Below are 13,692 nucleotides of genomic sequence, written 5' to 3'. Positions count from 1 at the left end.
GGCGGAATCGTCCGCCCGGGACCGGCCCGTCCGGCTCCGGTCGCGCACTACACAGACTGCCCAGGACGGGGGCCGGGTCAACCCCCGTTCCCGGGCGCACTGTTGCGGGAGGTCAGGCGGGCGCGGCCGCCTTCTCGCGCAGCCGCCGCACCGCGTGCTCCGGGACCGGCTCGTGCCGCAGGTAGCGGCGGTGGAAATCGGCGGTGCCGTGGGAGAGGGAGCGCAGTTCCACGGCGTAGCGGTCGATCTCCAGCTCGGGGATCTCGGCGCGGACCAGGACGCGGCCGCCCTCGGTCTGCTCGGTGCCCAGCACCCGGCCGCGGCGGGAGGACAGGTCGCTCAGCACGGCGCCCACGTAGGCGTCGCCGATCAGCACGGTCACCTCGGCCACCGGCTCCAGGACGTGCAGCCGGGCCTCGGCGGCGGCCTCGCGCAGGGCGAGTGCCCCGGCGGTCTGGAAGGCGGCGTCGGAGGAGTCCACCGAGTGGGCCTTGCCGTCGAGCAGGGTGACCCGGACGTCGGTGAGCGGGTGCCCGGAGCCGAGACCCCTGGCGGCCTGGGCGCGGATGCCCTTCTCCACGGAGGGGACGAACTGGCGCGGGACCGCCCCGCCCACCACCTCGTCGGCGAACTCGACGCCGGAGCCGGCCGGCAGCGGCTCCACCCGGATCTCGCAGATGGCGAACTGCCCGTGCCCTCCGGACTGCTTGACGTGCCGGCCGCGTCCGGGGGCCGGCTCCGCGAAGGTCTCGCGCAACGCCACCCGGTGCGGGACGACGTCGACCCGCACGCCGTAGCGGGTGCGCAGGCGCTCCAGGGCGACCTCGGCGTGGGCCTCGCCGAGGCACCACAGGACGACCTGGTGGGTGTCGCGGTTGTGCTCCAGCCGCATGGTGGGGTCCTCGGCGGCCAGGCGGGACAGGCCCTCGGAGAGCCGGTCCTCGTCGGCCTTGGAGTGCGCCTCGACGGCGAGCGGGAGCAGCGGGTCGGGCAGGGCCCAGGGCCGCATCAGCAGCGGATCCTCGCGGGCGGAGAGGGTGTCGCCGGTCTCCGCGCGGGAGAGCTTGGCGACGCATACCAGGTCGCCGGCCACGGCGTGGGTGACCGGGTGCTGCTGCTTGCCGAACGGGCTGGTCAGCGCGGAGATCCGTTCGTCGACGTCGTGGTCCTCGTGCCCCCGGTCGGTGAGTCCGTGGCCGGCGACGTGGACGACGGTGTCGGGGCGCAGGGTGCCGGAGAAGACGCGGACCAGCGACATCCGGCCCACGTACGGGTCGGAGGCGGTCTTCACCACCTCGGCGAGCAGCGGTCCGCCGGGGTCACCGAGCCGCACCTCGCGGGGGGTGCCGTCGAGGGTGGTGACGGCGGGCGCGTGGCGTTCGGGCGGGGTGGGGCAGCCGCGGGTGATCAGGTCGAGGAGTTCGACGGTGCCCAGCCCCTGGCGGGCGCCGGGCGGCGCGGGGGCGGCGCACAGGACGGGGTGGAAGGAGCCGCGGGAGACGGCCTTCTCCAGGTCCTCGATCAGCGTGGCGGTGTCGACGTCCTCGCCGCCGACGTAGCGGTCCATGAGGGTCTCGTCCTCGCTCCCGGCGATGATCCCCTCGATGAGCCGGGTGCGGGCCTCCTCGATCAGCGGGACGCGGTCGGCGTCGGGCTCGTGCTCGGCGCGTTCGCCGCCGGAGTAGTCGAGGAGCTTCTTGGTGAGCAGGCCGACCAGCCCGGTCACCGGGGCCTGCCCGTCGGGGCCGGCGGGGCCGCGCAGCGGCAGGCAGGGGGGGAGGACGGCGTCGGGGTCGTCTCCGCCGAAGGCCTCGGCGCACAGCCGGGTCATCTCCTCGACGCCGGTGCGGGCGGACTCGAGGTGGGTGACCACGATGGCGCGGGGCATGTCGACCGCCGCGCACTCGTCCCAGAGGGCGCGGGTCGCGCCGTCCACCCCGTCCGAGGCGGAGACGACGAAGAGGGCCGCGTCCGCGGCGCGCAGACCGGCCCTGAGCTCGCCGAGGAAGTCGGCGTAGCCGGGGGTGTCCAGCAGGTTGATCTTGAAGCCGTCCCAGGCGACGGGCACCAGCGAGAGCTGCACCGAGCGGTGCCGGCGCTGCTCGATCTCGTCGTGGTCGGAGACGGTGCCGCCGTCCTCGACCCGGCCCGCCCGGTTGACCGCTCCGGCGGTCCGGGCGAGCGCCTCGACCAACGTGGTCTTGCCCGACCCGGTGGGGCCGACCAGCACCACGTTCCGGATGGAGGCGGGCCGGTCGGCCGCCCGCGCCCCTCCGGCGGCCCCGGGGTGGTCCTTGTTCCTGTCGCCCATGGTCCTGCCCTCCCGTGCACGGTGAGGTGGCTGTCGCCGGACGGAGCCGGCGCGGGACGGGCGGTGCGGGGGCCGCTGCGGCGGCTCCCGGCGCGCCCGCGGTTCCCTTCGAGCTTCGCACCGTCGCCGGGACTCGTCCATACGAGCGACGGCCGCCCTCCGCGGGGAGGCCGTGTCCGGGCCGTGACCCGGCGCGGTGGGTGCCCCGACCTCGGCGCCCCGGCCGCGTGGCTACGATGGGCCGGGCCGGTGGCCAGCAGGGGCGCCGGCCGCCACGACCCTCGGGAAGGCCATGCTGAACAAGTACGCGCGTGCTTTCTTCACGCGTGTTCTCACACCGTTCGCCGCGTTTCTCATCCGCCGGGGCGTCAGCCCCGACACGGTCACCGTGCTGGGGACCGCCGGAGTGGTCGTTGGTGCGCTGGCCCTCTTCCCGCTGGGGGAGTTCTTCTGGGGCACGATCGTCATCACCCTGTTCGTGTTCTCGGACCTGGTCGACGGCAACATGGCCCGCCAGCTCGGCCGCTCCAGCCGGTGGGGCGCCTTCCTGGACTCCACGCTCGACCGGGTCGCGGACGGCGCGGTCTTCGGGGGCATCGCCCTGTGGTACGCGGGCGGCGGGGACAGCGTGACGCTGTGCGCGGTGGCGATCTTCTGCCTGGCCAGCGGTCAGGTGGTGTCCTACACCAAGGCGCGCGGCGAGTCGATCGGACTGCCGGTGGCGGTCAACGGGCTGGTGGAGCGGGCCGAGCGGCTGGTGATCACGCTGGTGGCGGCCGGCCTCGCCGGACTGCACGCGTTCGGCGTCCCGGGCGTCGACGTGCTGCTGCCCGTCGCGCTGTGGGTCGTCGCCGTGGGCAGCCTGGTCACGCTGGCCCAGCGGGTGGTCACGGTGCGCCGGGAGGCCGCCGAGGCCGACGCCGGGGCCGCCTCGTGAGCGGCCTGAAGCACCGCCTCGCCGACTCGCTGTACGGGCTCGGCTGGGCCACCGTGAAGAAGCTGCCCGAGCCGGTGGCCGCCGGACTGGGCCGGAGGATCGCCGACACCGCCTGGCGCCGGCGCGGCGCGGGGGTGCTGCGGCTGGAGCGGAACCTGGCGAGGGTGGTGCCCGACGCGACGCCCGAACGGCTCGCGGAGCTGTCCCGCGCGGGCATGCGCTCCTACCTGCGGTACTGGATGGAGTCGTTCCGGCTGCCCGCCTGGAGCAGGGAGCGCATCGCCTCCTCGGTGGAGGTCGAGGACCTCCACCTGCTCACCGACGCCCTGGCCGGCGACCGCGGCGTGATCATCGCGCTGCCGCACATGGCCAACTGGGACCTGGCCGGCGCCTGGGTCACCACCCACCTGGGCACCCCGTTCACCACCGTCGCCGAACGCCTCAGGCCCGAGACGCTCTACGACCGGTTCGTCGCCTACCGCGAGGGGCTGGGCATGGAGGTGCTGCCGCACACCGGCGGTTCCGCCTTCGGCGCCCTGGCCCGGCGGCTGCGCAAGGGCGGCCTGGTCTGCCTGGTCGCCGACCGCGACCTGTCCGCCTCCGGCGTCGAGGTCGACTTCTTCGGCGAGAAGGCCCGCATGCCGGCAGGTCCGGCGATACTCGCCCAGCAGACCGGGGCGCTGCTGTTCCCGGTCACCCTCTGGTACGACGGCACGCCGGTGATGAAGGGGCGCATCCACCGGCCGGTGGAGGTGCCGGAGAGCGGGACGCGCGCCGAGAGGTCGGCCGTGATGACGCAGGACCTCGCCGACGCCTTCGCGTCCGGCATCGCCGGGCACCCGCAGGACTGGCACATGCTCCAGCGGCTGTGGACCGGCGACCTCGACGAGCGGCCCGGCACGGGGGAGAACGCATGAGGATCGGCATCGTCTGCCCGTACTCCTGGGACGTCCCCGGCGGCGTCCAGTTCCACATCCGGGACCTGGCCGAGTACTTCGTCCGGCAGGGCCACGAGGTGTCCGTCCTGGCCCCCGCCGACGACGACACCCCGCTGCCGCCCTACGTGGTCTCCGCGGGACGCGCGGTGCCGGTGCCGTACAACGGCTCGGTGGCCCGGCTCAACTTCGGCTTCCTGTCCGCGGCGCGGGTCCGGCGCTGGCTGCACGACGGGGAGTTCGACGTCATCCACATCCACGAGCCGGCCTCGCCCTCGCTCGGCCTGCTCGCCTGCTGGGCGGCGTCGGGGCCGATCGTGGCGACCTTCCACACCTCCAACCCGCGCTCGCGGGCGATGATCGCCGCGTACTCCATCCTCCAGGCCGCCCTGGAGAAGATCAGCGCGCGGATCGCGGTCAGCGAGTACGCGCGGCGCACGCTGGTCGAGCACCTGGGCGGCGACGCGGTGGTCATCCCCAACGGCGTCGACGTCGACTTCTTCGCCGAGGCCGAGCCGAACCCCGAGTGGCAGGGCGGCACCATCGGCTTCATAGGCCGGATCGACGAGCCGCGCAAGGGACTGCCGGTCCTGATGCGGGCGCTGCCGCGGATCCTCGCGGCGCGGCCGGAGACCCGGCTGCTGGTCGCCGGACGCGGCGACGAGGAGGAGGCGGTGGCCTCGCTCCCCGCGGAGCTGCGGTCCCGGGTCGAGTTCCTCGGCATGGTCAGCGACGAGGACAAGGCGCGGCTCCTGCGGTCGGTCGACGTGTACGTGGCGCCCAACACGGGCGGGGAGAGCTTCGGGATCATCCTGGTCGAGGCGCTCTCGGCGGGGGCGCCGGTGCTGGCCTCCGACCTGGACGCCTTCGCGCAGGTCCTCAACCAAGGGGCGGCGGGGGAGCTGTTCGCCAACGAGGACGCGGACGCGCTGGCGGACGCGGCGGTCCGGCTGCTCGGGGACCCCGCGCGGCGGGAGGAGCTGCGGGAGCGGGGGCTGGCGCACGTCCGGCGGTTCGACTGGTCGACGGTCGGGGCGGACATCATGTCGGTCTACGAGACGGTCACGGCGGGGGCCGCGGCGGTCGCCGCGGACGACCGGGCCACGGGGCTGCGGGCGCGGTGGGGCCTCGCCCGCGACTGATCCCTCCCGCGCGGTGCCGTGCAGCCCCCCGGCAGGGGGCCGGAACCGCGGAGGGACCTCGTAGGCACGCCGCGGCTGCGAGGGTCACCGCGGCGGCGGATACCCTGCCGCGGTGACCGCAACGCTGATCTGGATCCTCGTCGCCCTCGTCGCGATCGGGCTGTACCTGAGCTGGACCGCCGGCCGCCTCGACCGCCTGCACGCCCGGATCGACGCCGCCCGCGCCGCCCTGGACGCCCAGTTGCTGCGCCGCGCCTCCGTCGCCCAGGAGCTGGCGACCGCCGGCGTCCTCGACCCCGCCGCCTCCATCGTCCTGTACGAGGCCGCGCACGAGGCCCGCCAGGCCGAGGAGGAGCACCGTGAGATCGCGGAGAGCGAGCTGAGCCAGGCCCTGCGCGCCGTCTTCGCCGAGGCGCAGCAGGTCGAGGGCGTCCGCGAGGCCCTCGGCGGCGAGGAGGCGGTGCGCGAACTCGCCGAGGCGGTGCGCCGCGTCCCGATGGCCCGCCGGTTCCACAACGACGCCGTCCGCGCCGCCCGCGCCCTGCGCCGGCACCGCAAGGTGCGCTGGTTCCGGCTGGCCGGCCACGCCCCGTTCCCGATGGCGTTCGAGATGGACGACGAGGCCCCCGCCGCCCTCGTCGAGCGCGTGAACTGACCCACGGCCCGCGTTCGGGGCAGGCCACGACCTGCGCATTGGCTCTTGTCCCAGCCCCGCCGCGCGGCGTTTCCTCACAGGGACAACACTCCTCCGCACCCTTGTGAGGCATGCCCATGTCCACCCTCAACGGCACCGAGTCCGCCCCCGTCACCGGCACCGCCCGCGTCAAGCGCGGCATGGCCGAGCAGCTCAAGGGCGGCGTGATCATGGACGTGGTGACCCCGGAGCAGGCGAAGATCGCCGAGGACGCCGGCGCGGTCGCCGTGATGGCGCTGGAGCGGGTGCCCGCCGACATCCGCAAGGACGGCGGCGTGGCCCGGATGTCCGACCCGGACATGATCGAGGGCATCATCGGCGCGGTCTCCATCCCGGTGATGGCCAAGTCCCGCATCGGCCACTTCGTCGAGGCGCAGGTCCTCCAGGCCCTCGGCGTCGACTACATCGACGAGTCCGAGGTGCTCACCCCGGCCGACGAGGTCAACCACTCCGACAAGTGGGGCTTCACCACCCCGTTCGTGTGCGGCGCCACCAACCTGGGCGAGGCGCTGCGCCGGATCTCCGAGGGCGCGGCGATGATCCGCTCCAAGGGCGAGGCGGGCACCGGCAACGTCGTCGAGGCGGTCCGTCACCTGCGGCAGATCAAGGGCGACATCGCGCGCCTGCGCGGCCTGGACGAGCACGAGCTGTACGCCGCCGCCAAGGAACTGCGCGCCCCCTACGAGCTGGTCCGCGAGGTCGCCGAGCTCGGCAAGCTGCCCGTGGTGCTGTTCTCGGCGGGCGGCGTCGCCACCCCGGCCGACGCCGCGCTGATGCGGCAGCTCGGCGCGGAGGGCGTCTTCGTCGGCTCCGGCATCTTCAAGTCCGGCGACCCGGCCAAGCGCGCCGCCGCCATCGTCAAGGCCACCACCTTCTACGACGACCCCAAGGTGATCGCGGACGCCTCCCGCAACCTCGGCGAGGCCATGGTCGGCATCAACTGCGACGCGCTTCCGGAGTCGGAGCGCTACGCCAACCGCGGCTGGTGACGAGGGAGATGACGGAGCAGCACCGGCCCGTGATCGGCGTCCTGGCCCTCCAGGGCGACGTCCGGGAGCACCTGACGGCGCTGGACCGGGCCGGTGCCACGCCGGTCACGGTCCGCCGCCCCGAGGAACTCGACGCCGTGGACGGACTGGTCCTGCCGGGCGGCGAGTCGACCGTGATCTCCAAGCTGGCCGAGACCTTCGGGCTCCTCGCCCCGCTGCGGGAGCGGGTGCGGGCCGGGATGCCGGTCTACGGGACCTGCGCGGGGATGATCCTGCTCGCCGACCGGATCGCCGACCCGCGCTCGGGCCAGCAGAGCGTCGGCGGCATCGACATGACCGTGCGCCGCAACGCCTTCGGGCGGCAGAACGAGTCCTTCGAGGCCGTGCTCGACGTCGCGGGCGTGCCGGGCGATCCTGTGGTGGGGGTGTTCATCCGCGCGCCCCTGGCCGAGTCGGTAGGGGAGGGCGTGGAGGTCCTCGCCCGGCACGAGGGCGCGGTGGTCGCCGTGCGCCAGGGGAACGCCCTGGCCACCGCCTTCCACCCGGAACTCACCGGCGACTGCCGGGTGCACGCGCTGTTCACCGGGATGGTGCGGGCGAAGCGGACAGCGGGAGCCTTGTAGGATCTCTGGCGTTCGTACGGAGATGGGTAACGCGAAGGAGACAGGCAGATGTCCGGCCACTCTAAATGGGCTACGACGAAGCACAAGAAGGCCGTGATCGACGCCAAGCGCGGCAAGCTCTTCGCGAAGCTGATCAAGAACATCGAGGTCGCTGCGCGGACCGGCGGCGCCGACCCGGACGGCAACCCGACGCTCTACGACGCCATCCAGAAGGCGAAGAAGTCGTCGGTTCCCAACAAGAACATCGACTCGGCCGTCAAGCGCGGCGGCGGCCTCGAGGCCGGCGGCGTCGACTACGAGACGATCATGTACGAGGGTTACGGCCCGAACGGCGTCGCGGTGCTCATCGAGTGCCTCACCGACAACCGCAACCGCGCCGCCTCGGACGTCCGGGTCGCGATGACCCGTAACGGCGGCTCGATGGCCGACCCCGGCTCGGTGTCGTACCTGTTCAACCGCAAGGGCGTGGTGATCGTCCCCAAGGGCGAGCTGACCGAGGACGACGTCCTGGCGGCCGTCCTGGACGCGGGCGCCGAGGAGGTCAACGACCTCGGCGAGACCTTCGAGGTCCTGAGCGAGGCCACCGACCTGGTCGCGGTCCGCACCGCGCTCCAGGACGCCGGCATCGACTACGACTCGGCCGACGCCAACTTCGTCCCGACCATGCAGGTCGAGCTGGACGAGGAGGGCGCGCGCAAGATCTTCAAGCTGATCGACGCGCTCGAGGACAGCGACGACGTGCAGAACGTCTACGCGAACTTCGACGTCTCCGACGAGGTCATGGAGAAGGTCGACGCCTGATCGCGCGTGCGGCGGGCCGGCGGGACGGACACGTTCCGCCGGCCCGCCGTCTGCTTCGGGGGTCCTGTCGGTGCGGCGCGATAGCCTTCCTGCCTGCGGGAACACGTGAACGAACGCGGAACGAGGCCGGGAGGCGAACGCGGTGCGGGTACTGGGGGTGGACCCGGGGCTGACCCGGTGCGGCGTCGGTGTGGTCGAGGGCGTGGCCGGACGGCCGCTGACCATGCGCGGCGTCGGCGTGGTCCGCACGCCGACGGACGCCGAGCCCGCGCTGCGCCTGGTCGCCCTGGAGGAAGGGCTGGAGCGGTGGCTCGACGAGTACCGCCCGGAGTTCGTCGCCGTCGAGCGGGTCTTCGCCCAGCACAACGTCCGCACGGTGATGGGCACCGCCCAGGCCAGCGCCGTCGCCATGGTGTGCGCCGCCCGTCGCGGCATCCCCGTCGCGCTGCACACCCCCAGTGAGGTCAAGGCCGCCGTCACCGGCAGCGGCCGGGCGGACAAGGCGCAGGTCGGCGCCATGGTCACGCGCCTGCTGCGGCTGGACGCCCCGCCGAAGCCGGCCGACGCGGCGGACGCGCTGGCCCTGGCCATCTGCCACATCTGGCGGGCCCCGGCGCAGAACCGCCTGCGGCTCGCGGTGGACCGGCAGGCGCTGAGGAACCAGCACACCGCGCGCACCCTCGGCAGCCCCCGCCCGGCCCGCGCCAGGCCCCCGCAGGCCGCGCCCGCCACCGGATCCACGCCGCCGGAAGCGCCTCGTCCCGGTGCCGCGCCCGCGCCTGATCCCGGTGCCGCGCCTGATCCCGGTCCCGGTGCCGCTCCCGACTCCGGAAGCCCCGCGCCCGGCCCCGGCCTCCGCGGGACCGGCGCCACCGGGCCGGAAGCCCCCGGCGCCCCCGCCGGCGCCTCCGCCCCCGCACCGGGGACCACCCCGGCCGCCGCGGACCCGCGGACCGCCCCCGCACCAGCCACCACCGCGCAACCGAAAGGCCGCCCCGCATGATCGCCTTCGTGAGCGGCCCCGTCGCCGCCCTCGCCCCGGACTCCGCCGTGGTCGAGGTGGGCGGCATCGGCATCGCCGTCCAGTGCACCCCCGGCACCCTCGCCGCCCTCCGTCAGGGGGAGAACGCCCGGCTGGCCACCTCCCTGGTGGTCCGCGAGGACTCGCTGACCCTCTACGGCTTCGCCGACGACGACGAACGCCAGGTTTTCGAACTGCTGCAGACCGCCAGCGGCGTCGGACCCCGGCTCGCCCAGGCCATGCTCGCCGTGCACAGCCCCGACGCGCTGCGCCGGGCGGTGGCCGCCGGGGACGAGAAGGCGCTGACCGCCGTCCCCGGCATCGGCAAGAAGGGCGCGCAGAAGCTGCTGCTGGAGCTCAAGGACCGCCTCGGCGCGCCCGTCGGCTCCGCCCCCCGCCCCGGCACCGCCGTCGCCGCCGGACCGGCCGGCTGGCGCGACCAGCTGCACGCCGCCCTGGTCGGCCTCGGCTACGCGGCCCGGGAGGCGGACGACGCCGTCGAGGCGGTGGCCCCCCAGGCAGAGGCGGAGACCGACCCGCAGATCGGACGCCTGCTGAAGGCGGCGCTGCAGACCCTCAACCGAGCCCGCTAGGAGACCGCGGTGAACTGGGACGACACGCCCGACGACACGGCCGGCGCCACCGGCCCCGCCTCCGAGCGGCTGGTCGGCGCGTCCGCGGACGGCGACGACCAGGCCGTCGAGGCCGCGCTGCGCCCCAAGGACCTGGACGAGTTCATCGGCCAGGAGAAGGTCCGCGAACAGCTCGACCTGGTGCTGCGGGCCGCCCGCGCCCGCGGCGCCACCGCCGACCACGTCCTGCTCTCCGGCGCGCCCGGCCTGGGCAAGACCACCCTCTCGATGATCATCGCCGCCGAGATGGGCGCCCCCATCCGCATCACCAGCGGTCCCGCCATCCAGCACGCCGGCGACCTCGCCGCGATCCTCTCCTCCCTCCAGGAGGGCGAGGTCCTCTTCCTCGACGAGATCCACCGCATGTCGCGGCCCGCCGAGGAGATGCTGTACATGGCGATGGAGGACTTCCGGGTCGACGTGGTCGTCGGCAAGGGGCCCGGCGCCACGGCCATCCCGCTCGAGCTGCCCCCGTTCACCCTGGTCGGCGCCACCACCCGGGCCGGTCTGCTGCCCCCGCCGCTGCGGGACCGCTTCGGCTTCACCGCCCACATGGAGTTCTACTCCCCCCACGAGCTGGAGCGGGTCATCCACCGCTCGGCCCGGCTGCTCGACGTGGAGATCGACGCCGAGGGCGCCGCCGAGATCGCCGGACGCTCCCGCGGCACGCCCCGCATCGCCAACCGGCTGCTCCGCCGGGTCCGCGACTACGCCCAGGTCAAGGCGGACGGCGTGATCACCCGTGAGGTGGCATCCGCGGCGCTCCAGGTTTACGAGGTCGACTCCCGCGGACTGGACCGGCTGGACCGGGGGGTGCTGGAGGCGCTGCTCAAGCTGTTCGGCGGCGGCCCGGTGGGCCTGTCCACGCTGGCCGTGGCGGTGGGGGAGGAGCGCGAGACGGTCGAGGAGGTGGCCGAGCCGTTCCTGGTCCGCGAAGGACTGCTCGCCCGCACGCCCCGGGGCCGGATCGCCACGCCCGCCGCGTGGGCCCACCTCGGGCTGACTCCGCCGCAGGCCTCCGCGCCCGGCGCGGGGCGGGCCAGCCAAGCGGGACAAGGCGACCTGTTCGGGGCGTGACGACGTGTGACGGCAGGTAAAGCTCGCTACGGAAGGAACCCCGGTGACATGCTGGGCGTTGTTCCATCTGCGCGGGCTCGCTTAGACTCCGCCGATGCCGCCCCTGTGGGGCGGCGCTCACCAAGCCCCCGTCAACAGGCCGCTCACCATCGCGGTCGTGCGAAGGAAATCTCCGTCCCGTGGATATCTTGACCCTTTTCCCGTTCATCATTCTTATCGGGGCCATGTTCCTGATGACCCGCTCGGCCAAGAAGAAGCAGCAGCAGGCGGCCGAGATGCGGAATCAGATGCAGCCCGGCACCGGCATCCGGACGATCGGGGGCATGTACGCCACGGTCAAGGAGGTCAGCGACGAGACCGTGCTGCTCGACGCCGGCCCGGGCGTCGAACTGCTCTTCGCGAAGAACGCCATCGCCGCGGTGCTCCCCGACGACGAGTACAACCGGATCGTGCACGGCATCGAGGCCGACCTGAAGGACGACGTCGTTCCCGACGACGCCTCCTCCCTCACCGAGGCGGACGCCGACACCGACGCCGGCGACAAGCCCGTCGACCTCGGCAAGAAGGCGGAGGACGAGCCGAAGAAGACCGACGGCGAGTCCGACGCCAAGTAGGCACGCTCCTGCGTGGGGGGTGACTGGTCGCGCCCCGCGCACCCCGGGGGGGAACGCCCGCGTTCCGTACGGGGTCCGAACTTGTCATGGCCGCCCGCCGGCCCCTCAGGGGCGCGCGGCGGCCCGAGAGGGAGTACGAGAAGGTGGCAGCACCTAAGAAGGGCCGCAGCGCGAACGCGCCGAGCAAGCCGGGACGCGCCCTCGCCCTGATCCTGATCGCCATGGTGGCGCTCACCGGCGGCATGTTCGCCTCCGGTCACACCACCCCGCGTCTCGGCATCGACCTGGCCGGCGGCACCAGCATCACGCTTCGCGCGGTGGCCGAGCAGGGCCAGGAATCGGCGATCAACCCGACGAACATGGCCACGGCGGTCGACATCATGGAGCGCCGGGTCAACGGCCTGGGCGTCTCCGAGGCCGAGGTCCAGACCCAGGGCGACCGCAACATCATCGTCAACATCCCCAAGGGCACGAACTCGCAGCAGGCCCGGGACCAGGTCGGCACCACCGCCAAGCTGTACTTCCGCCCCGTGCTGCAGACCGAGGTCTCCGGGGCCCAGCCCGTCCCGACGCCGGGCGCCACCGACGGGGCCTCCCCGTCGGCAGAGCCCTCCGGGAAGCCCAGCGGGAAGGCGAGCGACTCGCCCTCCGCGCCCGCCGCCTCGGACCCGTCCGCGGACGCCTCGCCGCAGGGCCGTGCGCTGACCGAGGGCCTCAAGGCCGCCACCGCCTCCCCCTCGCCGGACGCCTCCGGCGCCTCCGAGGCCCCGGCCGAGACCCCCGCCCCCGCGGCCACCACGCCCGTGGACGACAAGGTCCAGGCCCAGTACGCCACGCTCGACTGCACCGACGCCAAGCAGCGCTCCGAGGCCGGCGAGGGCAGCAAGCCCTCCGACTCCATGGTCGCCTGCGGCCAGAACGCCCAGGGCCAGTGGCAGAAGTACGTGCTCGGCCCCGCCGCGGTCGACGGCACCGACGTCGACGACGCCCAGGCGGTCTACAACACGCAGACCGGTGCCGGCTGGACCGTCACCATGGAGTTCACGGACAAGGGCGCCGACAAGTTCGCCGACATCACCGGCAAGCTGGCCACCCAGCCCAGCCCGCAGAACCAGTTCGCCATCGTCCTCGACAACGAGGTCATCTCCGACCCGTACGTGAGCCAGGCGCTGACCGGCGGCAACGCCGAGATCTCCGGCAGCTTCGGGCAGGAGGAGGCGCAGTCGCTGGCCAACATGCTGTCCTACGGCGCCCTGCCGCTCTCCTTCGAGGAGGACAGCGTCACCACGGTCACCCCGGCGCTCGGCAGCGAGCAGCTCGAGGGCGGCCTGATCGCCGGCGCCATCGGCCTCGCGCTGGTCGTGATCTACCTGCTGACCTACTACCGCGGTCTCGGCTTCGTCGCGCTCCTGTCGCTGGGCGTCTCCGCGGTGCTGACCTACACGATCATGTCGCTGCTCGGCCCGGCCATCGGCTTCGCGCTGAACCTGCCGGCCGTCTGCGGCGCCATCGTCGCCATCGGCATCACGGCGGACTCGTTCATCGTGTACTTCGAACGCATCCGCGACGAGATCCGTGACGGACGCACGCTGCGTCCCGCCGTCGAGCGGGCCTGGCCGCGTGCGCGGCGCACGGTCCTGGTCTCCGACTTCGTGTCGTTCCTCGCCGCCGCCGTCCTCTTCGTGGTGACCGTCGGCAAGGTGCAGGGCTTCGCGTTCACCCTCGGTCTGACCACCCTGCTCGACGTGGTCGTGGTGTTCTTCTTCACCAAGCCGCTGATGACGCTGCTGGCCCGCACCAAGTTCTTCTCCAGCGGCCACCCGTGGTCCGGCCTGGACCCGAAGCGTCTGGGTGTGCAGCCGCCGCTGCGCCGCACCCGTCGTTCCTCCGCCCTCGTCGAACCGAAGGAGGCCTGA

Annotated in this window: 12 protein-coding genes and 1 pseudogene; 12 read left to right on the top strand and 1 reads right to left on the bottom strand. The window is 73.6% G+C overall.

Annotated features, from left to right (window positions below):
- Positions 1–112: 112 nt before the first annotated feature.
- Complete coding sequence (locus tag ABZ836_RS14020) at positions 113–2,311, bottom strand: elongation factor G-like protein EF-G2 (RefSeq protein WP_361141990.1); 2,199 nt, start codon at positions 2,309–2,311, stop codon at positions 113–115.
- 292 nt (positions 2,312–2,603) lie between these two features.
- On the opposite strand from ABZ836_RS14020, the gene pgsA reads away from it, so the two are divergent.
- From pgsA to secD, 12 genes and pseudogenes are all read left to right on the top strand, one after another.
- Positions 2,604–3,248, top strand: a complete 645-nt coding sequence (gene pgsA, locus ABZ836_RS14015) for a phosphatidylinositol phosphate synthase (protein ID WP_356133964.1) — start codon at positions 2,604–2,606, stop codon at positions 3,246–3,248.
- Positions 3,245–4,165 (top strand): phosphatidylinositol mannoside acyltransferase, encoded by a 921-nt coding sequence (locus ABZ836_RS14010; RefSeq protein WP_356133966.1) that lies wholly within the window; start codon positions 3,245–3,247, stop codon positions 4,163–4,165. Before pgsA ends, ABZ836_RS14010 begins: the two co-directional genes overlap by 4 nt.
- Complete coding sequence (locus ABZ836_RS14005) at positions 4,162–5,325, top strand: glycosyltransferase family 4 protein (RefSeq protein WP_361141987.1); 1,164 nt, start codon at positions 4,162–4,164, stop codon at positions 5,323–5,325. Before ABZ836_RS14010 ends, ABZ836_RS14005 begins: the two co-directional genes overlap by 4 nt.
- A 112-nt stretch (positions 5,326–5,437) precedes the next feature.
- On the top strand, positions 5,438–5,980 hold the full coding sequence (locus ABZ836_RS14000; protein WP_356133970.1) for a hypothetical protein: 543 nt from the start codon (positions 5,438–5,440) through the stop codon (positions 5,978–5,980).
- Between the two features lie 116 nt (positions 5,981–6,096).
- A complete protein-coding gene (pdxS, locus tag ABZ836_RS13995) occupies positions 6,097–7,008 on the top strand; it encodes a pyridoxal 5'-phosphate synthase lyase subunit PdxS (protein WP_361142118.1) in 912 nt (303 codons plus the stop codon).
- An 8-nt stretch (positions 7,009–7,016) separates the two neighbouring features.
- The gene (gene pdxT / locus ABZ836_RS13990; protein WP_356133972.1) at positions 7,017–7,631 is read left to right on the top strand and encodes a pyridoxal 5'-phosphate synthase glutaminase subunit PdxT; all 615 of its coding nucleotides are present in this window, start codon (positions 7,017–7,019) and stop codon (positions 7,629–7,631) included.
- Positions 7,632–7,679: 48 nt separating this feature from the next.
- Entirely contained in the window at positions 7,680–8,432 is a 753-nt protein-coding gene (locus tag ABZ836_RS13985; protein WP_356133974.1) for a YebC/PmpR family DNA-binding transcriptional regulator, read from the top strand.
- A 142-nt stretch (positions 8,433–8,574) separates the two neighbouring features.
- Positions 8,575–9,072 (top strand): annotated as a pseudogene (gene ruvC, locus ABZ836_RS13980) (crossover junction endodeoxyribonuclease RuvC); the annotation flags it as partial.
- 359 nt (positions 9,073–9,431) lie between these two features.
- Positions 9,432–10,046, top strand: a complete 615-nt coding sequence (gene ruvA, locus ABZ836_RS13975) for a Holliday junction branch migration protein RuvA (RefSeq protein ID WP_356133976.1) — start codon at positions 9,432–9,434, stop codon at positions 10,044–10,046.
- 9 nt (positions 10,047–10,055) lie between these two features.
- The gene (ruvB, locus tag ABZ836_RS13970; protein ID WP_356133978.1) at positions 10,056–11,162 is read left to right on the top strand and encodes a Holliday junction branch migration DNA helicase RuvB; all 1,107 of its coding nucleotides are present in this window, start codon (positions 10,056–10,058) and stop codon (positions 11,160–11,162) included.
- Between the two features lie 179 nt (positions 11,163–11,341).
- Complete coding sequence (yajC, locus tag ABZ836_RS13965; RefSeq protein WP_356133979.1) at positions 11,342–11,776, top strand: preprotein translocase subunit YajC; 435 nt, start codon at positions 11,342–11,344, stop codon at positions 11,774–11,776.
- Positions 11,777–11,919: 143 nt separating this feature from the next.
- The gene (gene secD / locus ABZ836_RS13960; protein WP_356133980.1) at positions 11,920–13,692 is read left to right on the top strand and encodes a protein translocase subunit SecD; all 1,773 of its coding nucleotides are present in this window, start codon (positions 11,920–11,922) and stop codon (positions 13,690–13,692) included.

It is taken from the genome of Streptomyces sp. NPDC047130 (assembly GCF_040643475.1).
Taxonomy (GTDB): Bacteria; Actinomycetota; Actinomycetes; order Streptomycetales; family Streptomycetaceae; genus Streptomyces.
This window is presented reverse-complemented; position numbering and strand designations above follow the sequence as displayed.

Coding starts and splice junctions, on each gene's coding strand:
- ABZ836_RS13985 (WP_356133974.1), top strand. CDS start 7,680: ATGTCCGGCCACTCTAAATGGGCTACGACGAAGCACAAGAAGGCCGTG.
- pgsA (WP_356133964.1), top strand. CDS start 2,604: ATGCTGAACAAGTACGCGCGTGCTTTCTTCACGCGTGTTCTCACACCG.
- pdxT (WP_356133972.1), top strand. CDS start 7,017: ATGACGGAGCAGCACCGGCCCGTGATCGGCGTCCTGGCCCTCCAGGGC.
- ruvA (WP_356133976.1), top strand. CDS start 9,432: ATGATCGCCTTCGTGAGCGGCCCCGTCGCCGCCCTCGCCCCGGACTCC.
- ABZ836_RS14005 (WP_361141987.1), top strand. CDS start 4,162: ATGAGGATCGGCATCGTCTGCCCGTACTCCTGGGACGTCCCCGGCGGC.
- ABZ836_RS14020 (WP_361141990.1), bottom strand. CDS start 2,311: ATGGGCGACAGGAACAAGGACCACCCCGGGGCCGCCGGAGGGGCGCGG.
- pdxS (WP_361142118.1), top strand. CDS start 6,097: ATGTCCACCCTCAACGGCACCGAGTCCGCCCCCGTCACCGGCACCGCC.